The sequence below is a fragment of the Vibrio sp. CB1-5 genome (assembly GCF_059412285.1).
This window is the reverse complement of the sequence record NZ_JBJHPB010000038.1, coordinates 25,988-40,092: the sequence shown is the minus strand read 5'-3', so window position 1 is coordinate 40,092 and position 14,105 is coordinate 25,988. Positions and strand designations below refer to the sequence as shown.

Sequence of the window (14,105 nt, the reverse complement as noted above, 5' to 3'; positions counted from 1 at the left end):
CGTACGTACGGTTCTGTAAGAGGGATGAGGCGGTAACGCCTCACCCTACTTGATACGTTATCAGAGGTGGGTTATTGATTTGCGGAGACGATACGTTTGTTAATAAAGCACAATTGCTCAAAAAGCGCTGCTGTCTTTGGCATACAGACGCCCCCTTGTGTAGCAAGCTCAATCGCATTCTTGTACATATATTGCAGTTCAAGCTCGCGGCCATTGCGCCTGTCTAATAACATACTGGTTAAATACGGCTTCATCTTGGCGGTATTACTTAGCATGGTATCGATGAGTGAGCTTGGGATTTCAGTATCGGTCGTTTGAGCGGCTTGCTGTACTTCTATCATTATGTCTTTTGATAGGTTGACGAGTTCTGGGCAGTCCATTATTTGTGCTGTATCGGAATCGAGGACGGTTGATAAGCCATTAAAGGGTACATTCCAAAGAAGTTTCTTCCAGCGTGCATCCATTATCTTTAGGTCGATATCCACCTCAACACCGCTACTGGTTAGGTCTTTAGCGAACGATTCCAGCGGGGTAATTCCATTCTCGCCGTATACGCCGACGGTAACGCGGCCGTAATCGATGTGGTCTATGTGCCCAGGTGCGACTTTATTTGAACAGATAAAGCACAAGCCACCACCGACGTAGGGGAGATTAAATGTCCTTGCCACTTCTTGCTCCGCGCCAATACCATTTTGTAGCAACATGACTAAGGTGTCTGGTTTTAATAGAGGGCGAATGAGGGCTTCGAGCAGGTGATTTTGAGTGGTTTTTAGTGCGACGAGAATAACATCGGCTTTAGGCATATCTGCTGACTTGTCGTAAGCATTGATATCGCTGGCGGTGATGGAGTAGTCACCGTAGTGAGAGTCGACTCTTAATCCGTTATCACAAACATGTTGGTAGTCGCTATTAAAAAGGAAATGCACATTGTGACCGCCATGATGGAGTCGTGCACCGTAATAACCACCTATTGCGCCTGTCCCAATGACTGCAAATACCTTTTTACTCATCTTATGTCCCTATTTTCAAATTGTGCTCGTATTACTGTACATGAAAATAGTTGGGAATGAAGTGCTACGCTTGAAAGAGTACATTGATAAGGAAATGAACAGTGGCAAACTTTACTGGTGTGATTCTTGTTTTGCTCAGCGTTGTGGTTGGGACGACGTTAGCCTCACAAGCCGGTGTCAATGCGCAGCTTCGTACTGGATTAGGGTCACCGCTTCAGGCAGCGTTTATCTCATTCGTTATTGGCACACTGGTGCTAGGTACATTAGTTATGCTAGAAGGGAAGCCTTGGTTTCCAAATGGAACACTAAAAACTTTGCCATGGTGGGCTTGGCTCGGGGGATTTTTAGGGGCGTTTAATATAGCGATGTCAATCTACCTAGCGCCTAAGTTAGGTGCGTTGGCATTGGCGATAGCGATTGTTTGTGGTCAGGTGACGGCGTCACTTTTTTATGACCAGTATGGACTTTTGGGTTATCCCAAAATAGAACTATCGCCCCAGCGGATCGGTGGGGCGATATTGATAGTACTTGGAGTAATTTTGGTTGCTTATCACCCCAATAAAGACAGTTGAATTTCAGTAACGACTAACCCGCAATAGCAACACGTTTTACATCAATTTTAGCGTCTTCAAATGCATCTTTGTCTACACGACCAGAAATAATCACTTTGTCGTTTGGTGTTACATCAACACCGCGCCAGTCATCGTTATCGATTTCAATCACAATAGTGTTTTGACCGTCGGTGAATTGATACTCTTCATCACCAATCGATTGGGTAATGTTGCCGGTAATTTGAACGGCCGTGTCGTCTTTTGCTTCTAGTGCTTGAGCAACAGTCGTTTGTGCGCCAAGAGCAGGTCCGTTAAAACCGCCTTGAGCAGGCATAGATTTAGCTGCTGCGAAACCAGACGTTAGGATAAGTGCTGTAGCGATGATAACTTTTTTCATAATAACCTCAATTAGGACATCTTTGTTTAGTTGACGATGTCAGTATGCGCTTGTCTAGATTAACTAACCTTGAAACGAATATTCAGAATTCGTTCATATTCGAAAAAAGTTGAAAAAAGTTTGTTTTTTTGGACTTGGAGTAGTGATTGAGGTTTGGTATGCGCTTAAAAAGCCCCTTGCCTTTGCAGGCAAGGGGCTAGTGATGGGACGATTGTTTGTTGTAGTGCAGTTGTCTGCCCTTAGCTTACCAATCGCTTGTCACGTTCACCTTTGGCATCATAGGCAAGGTCGCCATAGATATATGTTTCACAAACGGTTCGGTCATCACCAAGACTCATCAATACAAACAGTTTTTCTTCCAGCGTCGTTGCTTGGTTCATTCTAAAGCGCATTAACTGTGTAGCATGCAAATCGAGAACGACGAAATCTGCTTCTTTGCCTACTTCTAAGTTACCAATTTTGTCTTCAAGGTGCAGGGCTTTCGCGCCACCGAGTGTTGCGAGATATAAAGATTTAATAGGGTGTAGTTTTTCCTGCTGCAACTGCATGATCTTATAGGCTTCACTCATAGTTTGTAATATAGAGAAGCTTGTTCCTGCGCCTACGTCGGTTCCCATGCCGACTCTGATCCCTTTGTCTTCCATTTTATTGAGTTTGAATAAACCAGAGCCGAGAAACAAATTGGATGTTGGACAGAAGGCAATTGCAGATTCCGTGTCGGCTAGACGTTGGCATTCACAATCTGAAAGATGAATGCCATGGGCGAATACCGAGCGTTTATGAAGCAGACCGTAGTGGTCGTAAACGTCTAGATAGCTTTCTCGCTCTGGGAATAGATCGAGAACCCACTCAATTTCCTTTTTGTTTTCAGAAAGGTGGGTATGCATGTAAACATCTGGGTATTCCTCGAGAAGTTTACCCACCATTGCGAGCTGCTCTGGAGTACTAGTAGGAGCGAATCTTGGAGTGACAGCATAGTGAAGCCTGCCTCGATTATGCCATTTCTCAATAAGCTCCTTAGAGGCTAGGTAGCCTGACTCTGGCGTGTCGGTTAAGTAGTCGGGCGCGTTACGGTCCATCAATACCTTGCCGCAAATCATACGAAGGTTACGTCGCTCTGCTTCACCAAAGAAGACATCGACGGATTCTTTGTGTACGGTGCCAAAGACGAGCGCTGTGGTCGTACCGTTACTTGCGAGTTCGTCCAAGAAAAGCTTGGCGACTTTGAGTGCGTAAATAGGGTTCTTAAAACGACGTTCTTCTGGGAAGGTGTAGTTTTCTAGCCAATCTAAAAGCTGCTCACCATAGGAGGCGATCATTCCCGTCTGCGGGTAGTGGATATGAGTATCGATAAAGCCGGACGTGATGAGCTTATCTTTGTAGGTTTTAATTTTCATTGGCTTGGTATGTCTGGCCAATATATCGGTAGCGCTTCCGATGTCGACGATGTGACCGTTTTCTACGACGATCATGCCGTCTTCAAAAAATTGGTATGCGTTTTCCAGCCCCACATCTTTGGGGTCAGCAATGCTATGTAAAATGCTGGCACGGTAGGCCTTTCGTTGTGTTGTCATGACACTTCCTTTCTCCACCTGAATTCCTCAGGCAGTATTATTATTTTAATCCTTTCGCGGCTTTTTAGCCTGCTTGGTGTAGCTCTTGGTGTGAGTGCTCTTGGCGAGTGTGCGCTGGGCGTTTTTGCTCAATAGGGTTACCTTGATAGTGCGAAATCAGCTCGCCGGCAACGGAGACGGCAATCTCTGCCGGATGTTTGCCAGTGACCGATCCGATACCTATCGGGCAGGTCATAGTGTTGATTTCATCTTGATTAAAGCCACGTTGTGCTAAACGGAAGTCAAACTTCTTGCGCTTAGTCAGTGAGCCAATCATTCCAAAATAAGCGCTGTCACTGCGCTTGATAATCGCTTTTGCCAGATCAAAGTCGAGTTGATGATTGTGAGTCATTACTAGGTAATAGCTGTTTGGTGGCATCTGCGCGATTTCGCCCACTGGATCGTCGCTCACGAGCTTGTTGACGCCTTGCGGCAAAGTTTCCGGAAACTCAGCCTCTCGCTCATCAATCCACGTTACTCTAAAGGGCAGGGTAGCGACAATATGAACCAGTGCTTTTGCCACATGACCTGCACCAAAAAGTACCAAATGCTTTTGCGAAGTGCCAATGGGTTCAAAGCTGAGTGTTGCCATACCACCGCAGCATTGACCTAATCGAGCACCCAAATTAAACCTTTCTACTTTGAGGCTTTGCTCTCCAGAAAGAAGCATTTCTCGTGCCATTTTAGAGGCGACATGCTCTAAATGACCACCACCAATGGTCGCGATGATGTTATCGCGAGTTACGAGCATTTTTGTACCCGCATCTCGCGGCACGGAGCCGCGATCTTCAAGTACGGTCACCATGACACAAGGTTCGTGTTGTTCTTCGAGCCTAGCAAGCTCATGAATCCAGTTATCCTTAAACATAGTGACCTCCTGTTAATTGGTTTCCGTGAAGGATGCCGTATTAACGATTTGTCCTCGTGTTACGGCTTGTACCGCCATTAACACACGCTCTGGTGTTGCTGGGGTATCCAGTTTGGGAATCGCACCATCAACGGCGACATAGGAGATAGCGTCTTTTAGCGCGCTCCATACCGACATGCCTAGCATGAAAGGCGGTTCACCCACCGCTTTGGAGTTGAATACGGTGTCTTCAGGGTTACTTCGGTTTTCGAGAAGATGCGTTCTAAAATCGATCGGCATGTCAGCAATGGCTGGGATCTTGTAGCTTGCAGGGCCATTCGTCATCAAACGTCCTTGCTCATTCCAGACCAGCTCTTCGGTTGTCAACCACCCCACACCTTGAACGAAGCCGCCTTCTACCTGACCAATATCGATGGCTGGGTTTAGCGAAGCACCTACATCATGCAAGATATCCACGCGCAAGATTTTGTACTCGCCAGTGAGAGTATCGATGATGACTTCTGAACACGACGCGCCGTAAGCGTAGTAATAGAATGGGCGGCCACGTGCTTTTTCATGGTCATAGTAAATTTTAGGCGTACGATAAAAACCTGTGCTCGATAGTGAGATTTGGTTCATCCACGCTAGTTGTGCAAAGTCGGCAAATGTCATGATCTGCTCACGGATTTGTACCATGCCATTTTTAAACAACACTTCTTCAGGGGTGACTTTAAAGTGAGAAGAAGCAAACTCAATCAGACGCTGTTTAATGGTTATTGCGGCGTTTTGTGCGGCTTTACCGTTGAGATCGGCGCCCGATGAGGCCGCCGTGGGCGAGGTGTTCGGCACCTTGTCGGTGTTGGTAGCAGTGATTTGGATACGGTCAACATCTACTTGAAACTCCTCTGCAACGATTTGCGCTACTTTGATATTCAGACCTTGCCCCATCTCAGTACCACCGTGGTTTAGGTGAATACTGCCATCGGTATAGATATGAATAAGTGCGCCTGCTTGGTTTAGGAAGGTGGCGGTAAACGAGATACCGAATTTGACGGGCGTGATAGACAAACCCTTTTTCAAAATCGGACTGTTTTTGTTGAACTCAGCGATTTCTTTACGTCTTGCGTGGTAATCACTGCTTTGTTCTAACTGCTCAGTGATTTCAGGAAGGAAGTTATCTTCCACTGTTTGGTAGTAGTGGGTAACGTTTCGACCCTCTTCGCCGTAGTAGTTGGCTTTGCGAACTTCTAACGGGTCTTTGTTAAGGTAGCGGGCGATCTCATCCATGATGTGTTCAATGGTCATCATCCCCTGAGGACCACCAAAACCACGGTAAGCTGTGTTCGAAGCGGTATTGGTTTTGCAACGGTGTCCGGTAACGGTCGCATCACCTAAGTAGTAAGCATTGTCAGAGTGGAACATGGCACGGTCGACAATCGAGCTCGATAGATCTGGCGAGTAGCCACAGTTACCCGCGACAACAATATCGGCACCTTGAATCACACCGTTATCATCAAAGCCAATCTTATATTGGTTGTAGAATGGGTGACGTTTGCCGGTCATGGTCATATCTTCATTGCGAAGCAGACGCATCTTGGTTGGTCGACCCGTCAGATGAGCGATGACAGCCGCCATACAAGCCGGAGCAGCCGCTTGTGTTTCTTTACCTCCGAAACCACCGCCCATGCGGCGCATGTCAATCACCACTTTGTGCATTGCAACTCCGAGTACCTCAGAGACCAGTTTTTGCACTTCTGTTGGGTTTTGCGTCGAGGTATAAACAATCATGCCGCCGTCTTCGGTTGGCATCACGCTGCTAACTTGTGTTTCGAGATAGAAGTGTTCTTGACCGCCAATTTCGATTTCACCCTCGATGACGTGCTTAGCGCTCGCAAGTGCTTTGGCGGAGTCACCGCGCTTTTGCTGGTGGCTTTCTGTCACGAAATGCTTTTTCGCGAGTGCTTCTTTGACATCCAGAATGGCAGGTAGCGGCTCATATTCAACGATAGCTGCGTGCGCGGCTTTTCTTGCAGTTTCGAGATCGCTCGCCGCCACTGCAATGACAGGCTGACCATAGTACTCGACGATGCCATCGGCAAGCAGAGGATCACCTGGAAGGATAGCGCCAATATCAAGCTGTCCTGGCACGTCTTTGGACGTAATCGCAATAGCAACACCAGCGATGTCATAACAAGGAGAGACGTCTATCTTAGTGATTTTTGCGTGTGCTTGCGTGCTCAGTAGCGCGTAGACATGAAGCTGGTTTGGGAACTCAAGTCGGTCATCGATATAGACAGCCTCACCCGTCACTTGCTTTGGTGCGCTATCGTGCTTAACACTCTTACCAACACCTGTTTTAAGATCTTGTTTGACGATAGCAACCATCTCTTCGTGAGTCAGCTGCTGATGATTCACATTAGACATAGGATGTTACCCTCGTTTCAATCAGATTGTTGGTGTTATTGGTTTCAATGTAATAGCGTTTGAGCATGTTGGCGGCAGTGAGGCTTCGGTACGCTTGGCTTGCGCGAAAATCTGAAAGAGGCTCAAAGTCGTTACTCAGTGCTTCCATTGCCTTACCAATGGTCTCTTCATTCCAAGGCTGTCCGACTAACGTCTGCTCACAAGATATTGCTCGTTTAGGTGTTGCAGCCATACCGCCAAAGGCGATACGAGCACTCACGACATGGTTATCTTTCACTTCAATGCTGAAAGCACCACAAACTGCTGAAATATCGTCATCTAGACGTTTCGAGAGTTTGTAAGCGCGGAATGTGCTTGATGATGGTTTAGGTATAAAGATTTTTTCAATGAACTCGCTAGGCTGCTGCGCTGTGACTTTGTAGCTAATGAAGTAGTCCTCAATAAGCATAACGCGTGTTTCATCACCGCAACGTAGTTGGATTTTTGCATCAAGAGCGATGAGCAGAGGCGGTGTGTCTCCGATAGGAGAAGCGTTCGCAATATTGCCACCGATGGTACCTTGATTTCTAACTTGTAGAGATGCAAAGCGGTGCAACAGTTCACCGAAGTCGGGATAGTGTTTGTTTAGTAGTGTATAGGCATCGCTGATTGGAAGGTTTGCGCCTATCTCTAGGTTGTCCTCTGTCTCTTGGCAAACTTTCATCTCTTCTACAAGGTTCACGCTGATGAGCGTTTCTATCTCTCGGTGAAATTGAGTGACTTCGAGCGCTAAATCCGTTCCGCCAGCAACCAGCTTGGCTTGTGGATGTGCCTTGTAGAGCTTGGCAAGTTCGTCAGTATTCTTTGGAGAAAATGCGGTAAGGTGTCCAAGACGAAGGCTTGCTTCTTCGTTCTGAATCTTTTCAAGCTTAGCGATGGTGGCTCGCTCAAGCTCTGAAAATTGGTCAACGATTTGCTTTTCCGAACACAGCGACAACGCAGAATCGACGATAGGTCGGTAACCCGTGCAGCGGCAGAGGTTGCCAGCCAGAGACTCCATCACATCGGCTTTGTTAGCATTCGGCTTGTTCTTAGTCAGTGCGAACATCGACATGATGAATCCAGGCGTACAGTAGCCGCACTGAGATCCGTGAAAGTCGACAATGGCTTGTTGAACTGGGTGAAGTGACTTATTACGGGCTTGCAGATCTTCTACCGTGATAAGTTGCTTACCATGAAGAGCAGAAATGAACGTCAGGCAGGAGTTAACGCTGCGATACTTGAGTTTGCCATTGACGAGCTCACCGAGTACCACGGTACATGCACCGCAGTCACCAGAACCGCATCCTTCCTTGGTGCCTGTTTTATTCACATGAGTGCGCAGATAGTTTAGCACCGTCATGTTTGGGGAGACATTTACTTCCTGTCTGATTTCTTGATTGAGTAAAAAGGTAATCAAGAGACCTCCTTGTACAGTGTATTCTTGAAATTATTTTCTGACCTTCGGGTCAATAATTGGCCAAATTGACCGCGGGGTCAACTATTAATTTACAAGTTGGCAACATTTCTAATGGGTTGAGATCGAGGTCAAATTGGAGATTGGGGCTAGGTTGTTGGTTTGAAGGGAGATATTTAGAGCTGTGCTACGTGCGTTAGTAGATCCTCACTTGCGTGAGGATGACGAATTAACTTTGAGGATGACGAAATAACTTTGGGTATTACAGTTTAGTTTTAGGGGGTAAGTTAGCTCGCTTTGTTCTTCAAGACATCTGAGAACACGACATGCAGGTCGTTAGAAGCGGTGCTGTCATCTAAATTGAGCTTAGAGCGAATATGCTCTAGGTGCTCGCCCATTAGAGACAGTGCTTTTTGCTTATCGCCAGTCTCGATTGCGTTGAGCAACTCACTATGTTCATCCTGAGAGCAATTTGAGTGGTTGCCGGTTTCATACATGGCGATAAGCAGAGAAGACTGGGATACGATGCTTCTTTGGAAGGCCAATAGGGGAGCGTTGTCTGCCATCTCGGCGAGTTTGATATGGAACTCACCGGAAAGTCTAAGTCCTTTACCGTAGTCATCTTGTGCAAAGGCTTGGTTTTCTTCTTCTACTAGCTTTCGACATTCATCTATTTGTAATTTGGTTGCATTCTCTACAGCTAGTTCAATGATTGCGATTTCCAATACTTCTCGCGCTTTGAATATCTGTTTCGCCTCTTCTACAGAAGGGGCTGAAACGGTCGCGCCTCGATTAGGTTTGATGTCAATAACCTTCTCAATGGAGAGTCTTAGTAAGGCACGGCGGATAATGGTTCTGCTAACGCCAAAGATTTCGGCCAACGCTTCTTCACTGAGCTTGGTGGCGGGCGGCAATCGCTGCTCGAGGATAGCATCGAAAATATGACAATAGACCACGTCGTCTTGTGTCTGTCCTGCGACTTTGGTTTTGACACCTTTATTGACTGAGTTTTTCAGGTTTCCCATTGGATTACAGCACTCTACAGTTTTCGTTCCTTGTTAAGACAATAATACTTCACTTTGTATACAAATAGCCACTACGACCAGGTTTTGTGAGACGAGCAGCAATATTGGTAACGAGAAGGGGTACTAAGAGATTTGATTAAGTGAGGGAGGGGGCTCTCCCTCCTTCTGTGAAACGAATAGAGTTTGCTTTAGATGCCGAAATCGTAGCCTTGGTAAATATCGGATAAGGTTTTGGGCTTTTTGCTACGTTTTGGCTGCGCTGGGTGATATTGAGTTTCTAATGCTTCAGCATGAGCTTGTGCGGATTTCATGAATTCAGGATTGGCCATCGCTTTTTTACGCAGCTCGTTGATGCGTTCTAGTCTTTCTTGCAACATAACTACACCTCATGAATTGCTGTATGTAAAAACAGTATATGTAGTGTCTGTATAAAGATCCAGTATTTGAAGTCAACCTTTGGGATTTTTGTGCTTAGAAGAGTACGAGAAGGGGATTTTACTAAGTAGGATTGGATAAAGTTTGACTTAAAAGTTGCAAAACCTGAGTACGATATGTGATTTAGATCAAACAATTGTGATTGTGTGAGGGCACATAAATTGACCGCTTTAACAAAAGTGATGCAGTTAGGTGCATTTGGTTGGTTATCTATTTGCTGTGGTTGATTTTGCGGGTTATCAAGGTGTTAAAATCACAGGTGTTTGTACTAACTATATGAAATAAAACGTTAATAGCTAACTGAGGTGTTTTTTTGAACAATGTTTTTCACAAGTTATCATTATGAGCAAAGTATTGCTTAGCCTAATGTCTGGTTAACTATTCATGCTTATTGCGTAAAGATTGTTAAAATTTGTGACGGGCGAGCGTTGTCGGTATAGTCTCGGCCAACTACGAAAATGTGTCTAATTGTTTCAAGAAGACATCAGTTAAGGAGATTTATCGACATGATCGCTAATGATGCAGTCATTATGGGTTTACTAGCCGTTATCTTAGGCGTTGTTTTTATTACAGAAAGCAGCAGTAACCCTCTATGGAAAAAATTCTATTCCGTCGTCCCTGGCCTGTTGCTGTGTTACTTTCTACCGTCATTGCTCAATACTGCTGGTTTGATCGATGGCTCAGCGTCTAACTTGTATTTCGTTGCAAGTCGCTACCTTCTTCCTGGCGCACTCGTTCTACTCATTGTCTCTGCTGATCTGAAGAAGATTTTTGGCCTCGGCTCTAAAGCCATCATCATGTTCCTGACTGGTACGCTTGGTATTATCATCGGCGGCCCAGCAGCGATCGTTATTCTCGATTTCATCAACCCTGATCTTGTTTCTGGTGATGTATGGCGCGGCCTAACTACCGTTGCAGGGTCTTGGATTGGTGGCGGTGCTAACCAAGCGGCGATGAAAGAAGTATTTGGTGTGGGTGACCAGTTGTTCTCTGCAATGATCACCGTTGACGTTATCTGTGCCAACATTTGGATGGCAATCCTGCTGATTATGGCTGGTCGTCAGAAGAAAATGGACGCGTGGCTAAAAGCAGACACTACATCCATTGATGAGCTTAAAGAGACAGTGGCGAAGTACGAGGAAGAGAACTCTCGTCCAATCACAACAACGGATATGATGAAAGTTGTTGCGATCGCATTTGGTCTAACGGGTTTGGCTCACTTTGGTGCGGACATTATTGCGCCTTGGATTGCGACCAATGCGCCAGAACTTGAGAAATACAGTCTTACTTCTGGTTTCTTCTGGCTAATCGTATTGGTTACTACGTTTGCACTTATTGCTTCTACGTTTAAATCTGCGCGCACTCTAGAGCACGCTGGCGCATCAAAAATCGGTTCGGCATTCATCTATATTCTTGTTGCGACCATTGGTATGCAAATGGATGTGACAGCAATTCTTGATAACCCAGGTTACTTCTTCATTGGTATTACTTGGTTGACGATTCACGCACTGCTAATGATTGGCGTTGCGAAGCTGATTAAAGCGCCGCTGTTCTTTATGGCAGTTGGTAGCCAAGCAAACGTCGGTGGCGCAGCATCAGCGCCTGTGGTTGCAGCTGCTTTCCACCCGTCACTTGCGCCAGTGGGTATCTTGATGGCTGTACTAGGCTATGCGCTCGGTACTTATGGTGCATATATCTGCGGCATCATTATGCAGGCCGCTGTGGGTGTTGTCGGATAGTCAACAATCACTTTCAACTAAATGGTAGAAAGCAGTGCCTTTGGGTGCTGCTTTTTTATGCGCAAAAAACCATTAGTAGCATCGTGTTTTCCCTTTTGTGGGCTTGCGTTTCGGCTGTTTTTCAGACAAGGTGTTGAATAGTTATTCAATTAGTTACAGGCAGGAAGCCAAATGAAACCGCAAATTAAACCCGCTAATCCCAATTTTTCATCTGGGCCTTGCAGCAAGCGCCCTGGTTATCAGTTATCAAGTTTAGATACCGCCTCACTAGGTCGCAGTCACCGCTCATCATTAGGTAAAGCGGTGTTGGCTGAATCTATCGCAAAAACCAAATCAATTTTAGGTATTCCTGATGACTACCGAGTTGGTATTGTTGCCGGCTCTGATACAGGTGCGATGGAAATGGTGATGTGGTCGATGCTAGGTGCACGTCCAGTCGATGTTTTCCACTGGGAATCATTTGGTTCTGGTTGGTTAACTGATATCACTAAGCAGCTGAAGTTAGATGATGTGAACAGTTATCTGGCCGATTACGGTGAGCTGCCAGATCTATCTTTGGCTAATCCCAACCACGATACTGTGTTTACTTGGAACGGTACTACATCTGGCGTAAAAGTCCCGAACGGTGATTGGATTAGTGATGAGCGTGAAGGTTTGACGATTTGTGATGCAACGTCAGCGGTATTTGCAATGCCAATGCCTTGGGAAAAACTCGATGTGGTGACCTACAGCTGGCAGAAAGTGCTAGGAGGAGAGGGCGGTCACGGCGTGATTGTGTTGAGTCCCAAAGCGGTAGAGCGTCTTGAAAGCTACACGCCTTCATGGCCTCTACCGAAGATCTTCCGCATGACGAAAGGCGGCAAGTTAATCGAGGGCATTTTCAAAGGTGCCACCATTAATACGCCTTCCATGCTGTGTGTGGTGGATTACATTGATGCGCTCGATTGGGTTGATGGAATTGGCGGTGTAGACGCGGCAATTGAGAAGTCTCAAGCCAATCTAGCGGTTTTGGCTAACTTTGTAGAATCACGAGATTGGATTCAATTTTTGGCGAAACAGCCAGAGCAGCGCTCTAACACAAGCGTGTGTTTGACACTTGATGCAACGGAAGATCAGGTAAAAGCGCTGATTAAGCTACTGGATGAAGAGCAAGTCGCGTATGACATTGGTGCGTATCGTGATGCACCGGCCGGCTTAAGGATATGGGCGGGTGCTACGGTCGAGGCTGCGGATATTGAAGCATTGCTGCCTTGGCTAGATTGGGCTTACGCAGAAGTCACAAAATAAAAAACAAAGCACCTGCTTATCAGGTGCTTTGTTGTCTCTGGCACAACATAAAAACGCCAGCATTGGGACGAGTAAAGTGCACTGATGGGTAGAAAAGGATTTTCAACTTAAAGTGGAACCAATAATGAAACAAATTAAGACCTACAACGCGATTGCCAACAAAGGACTGGATAAGTTTTCTCGTGATAAGTACGAAGTCTCGAGCGAGTTTAGTGCGCCAGACGCGATTCTATTAAGAAGCCAAAAACTGCATGATGAACCGATTGCACCGAGTGTTAAAGCCATTGCGCGCTGCGGGGCAGGGGTGAATAACATTCCTATTCAAGCCTGCACCGACAATGGCATTGTGGTATTTAACACACCGGGTGCTAATGCGAATGCTGTTAAAGAGTTAGTATTAACCGGTTTGTTGCTCTCTGCGCGTGATGTCTGTGGCGGCATGCAGTACTCCCAATCTCTCACTGAACTGTCTGATGCTGCGGCGATGGACAAGCTGTTAGAAAAAGAGAAAAAGCGCTTTTCTGGATCTGAGATCAAAGGTAAGACGCTTGGTGTTATTGGCCTAGGTGCAATAGGCGCGTCAGTCGCGAATACGGCGATTGATTTAGGCATGGAAGTGATTGGGTTTGATTCTGCGTTGAGCGTTGAAGCAGCGTGGCGCTTATCGAGCCGTATTCAACGTGCTGAGAATTTACAATCACTGATTAGCAAATGTGACTTTGTCACCGTACATGTTCCTGCGTTACCCGCCACTATCGGGTTGATTAGCAGCGAGTTACTGGCTGCGGCCAAACCTAGCCTAGTGCTACTGAATTTTGCTCGTAAAGAGATTGTCGATACAGATGCGGTCATTACCGCACTTGAAAACGGTCAGGTAAGGCAGTACGTGACCGATTTTCCGACGCCATCCTTGATAGGCCGAGAGGGGGTCATTTTGATGCCGCATATCGGTGCCTCAACGGCAGAAGCGGAAGAAAACTGCGCAGCGATGGGGGCAATGCAGCTCATTGATTTTTTGGAGAATGGTAACATTACCAACTCAGTCAACTTTCCTCAGATTACCCTAGAGCGTGCCGAGGGCTACCGAATCACATTTGCCAACGACAATGTCCCTAAAGTGCTGGGTACGGTGCTCTCTCTATTGGCCGATCTTAATATCAACGTGTTGGATATGCTTAACAAGAGTCGTGACGAAGTGGCTTATACTATTTTGGATATTGAGAATCAGCCGACGGACGAGTTGCTATCGGCGATCAGTGGTGTCGAGCATGTGTTTAATGTGAGAGCACTATAGTCACACGCGACTGTAAGTAAATTTGACGCCCAGCGCGACGTTAGTGTG

General features: G+C 46.3%; 12 protein-coding genes. 4 read left to right on the top strand and 8 right to left on the bottom strand.

The window, feature by feature from the left end:
* Window positions 1-71: 71 nt before the first annotated feature.
* Window positions 72-1,010, bottom strand: a complete 939-nt coding sequence (locus ACJB0T_RS20175; protein ID WP_479290448.1) for a 2-dehydropantoate 2-reductase — start codon at window positions 1,008-1,010, stop codon at window positions 72-74.
* A gap of 101 nt (window positions 1,011-1,111) precedes the next feature.
* Between ACJB0T_RS20175 and ACJB0T_RS20170 the strand changes: the two genes are divergently transcribed.
* Window positions 1,112-1,582, top strand: a complete 471-nt coding sequence (locus ACJB0T_RS20170; RefSeq protein WP_479290446.1) for a DMT family transporter — start codon at window positions 1,112-1,114, stop codon at window positions 1,580-1,582.
* 13 nt (window positions 1,583-1,595) lie between these two features.
* Here the strand turns inward: ACJB0T_RS20170 and ACJB0T_RS20165 are convergent, their stop codons facing one another.
* From ACJB0T_RS20165 to ACJB0T_RS20135, 7 genes are all read right to left on the bottom strand, one after another.
* Window positions 1,596-1,958, bottom strand: coding sequence for a YgiW/YdeI family stress tolerance OB fold protein (locus tag ACJB0T_RS20165; protein ID WP_479290444.1), 363 nt, complete (start codon window positions 1,956-1,958; stop codon window positions 1,596-1,598).
* A 239-nt stretch (window positions 1,959-2,197) separates the two neighbouring features.
* A complete protein-coding gene (gene guaD / locus ACJB0T_RS20160; RefSeq protein WP_479290443.1) occupies window positions 2,198-3,532 on the bottom strand; it encodes a guanine deaminase in 1,335 nt (444 codons plus the stop codon).
* A 64-nt stretch (window positions 3,533-3,596) separates the two neighbouring features.
* Window positions 3,597-4,439 carry a xanthine dehydrogenase accessory protein XdhC gene (gene xdhC, locus ACJB0T_RS20155; protein WP_479290441.1) on the bottom strand — a complete coding sequence of 281 codons (843 nt, stop codon included), beginning with the start codon at window positions 4,437-4,439 and terminating at the stop codon, window positions 3,597-3,599.
* 12 nt (window positions 4,440-4,451) lie between these two features.
* Window positions 4,452-6,842 (bottom strand): xanthine dehydrogenase molybdopterin binding subunit, encoded by a 2,391-nt coding sequence (gene xdhB / locus ACJB0T_RS20150; protein WP_479290439.1) that lies wholly within the window; start codon window positions 6,840-6,842, stop codon window positions 4,452-4,454.
* Window positions 6,835-8,280: a xanthine dehydrogenase small subunit gene (xdhA, locus tag ACJB0T_RS20145; RefSeq protein WP_479290437.1), complete on the bottom strand. Its 1,446-nt coding sequence runs from the start codon at window positions 8,278-8,280 to the stop codon at window positions 6,835-6,837. Before xdhA ends, xdhB begins: the two co-directional genes overlap by 8 nt.
* 284 nt (window positions 8,281-8,564) lie before the next feature.
* Complete coding sequence (locus ACJB0T_RS20140) at window positions 8,565-9,302, bottom strand: GntR family transcriptional regulator (RefSeq protein ID WP_479290435.1); 738 nt, start codon at window positions 9,300-9,302, stop codon at window positions 8,565-8,567.
* Between the two features lie 188 nt (window positions 9,303-9,490).
* Window positions 9,491-9,679, bottom strand: a complete 189-nt coding sequence (locus ACJB0T_RS20135) for a hypothetical protein (protein WP_112461177.1) — start codon at window positions 9,677-9,679, stop codon at window positions 9,491-9,493.
* Window positions 9,680-10,243: 564 nt separating this feature from the next.
* Between ACJB0T_RS20135 and ACJB0T_RS20130 the strand changes: the two genes are divergently transcribed.
* The 3 genes from ACJB0T_RS20130 (at window position 10,244) to ACJB0T_RS20120 (ending at window position 14,057) form a co-directional block, all read left to right on the top strand.
* Window positions 10,244-11,476, top strand: coding sequence for a DUF819 family protein (locus tag ACJB0T_RS20130; RefSeq protein WP_479290433.1), 1,233 nt, complete (start codon window positions 10,244-10,246; stop codon window positions 11,474-11,476).
* Window positions 11,477-11,647: 171 nt separating this feature from the next.
* The gene (locus ACJB0T_RS20125; RefSeq protein WP_479290431.1) at window positions 11,648-12,763 is read left to right on the top strand and encodes a phosphoserine transaminase; all 1,116 of its coding nucleotides are present in this window, start codon (window positions 11,648-11,650) and stop codon (window positions 12,761-12,763) included.
* A gap of 124 nt (window positions 12,764-12,887) precedes the next feature.
* Window positions 12,888-14,057, top strand: a complete 1,170-nt coding sequence (locus ACJB0T_RS20120; protein ID WP_479290429.1) for a phosphoglycerate dehydrogenase — start codon at window positions 12,888-12,890, stop codon at window positions 14,055-14,057.
* The last annotated feature ends 48 nt before the right edge of the window (window positions 14,058-14,105 follow it).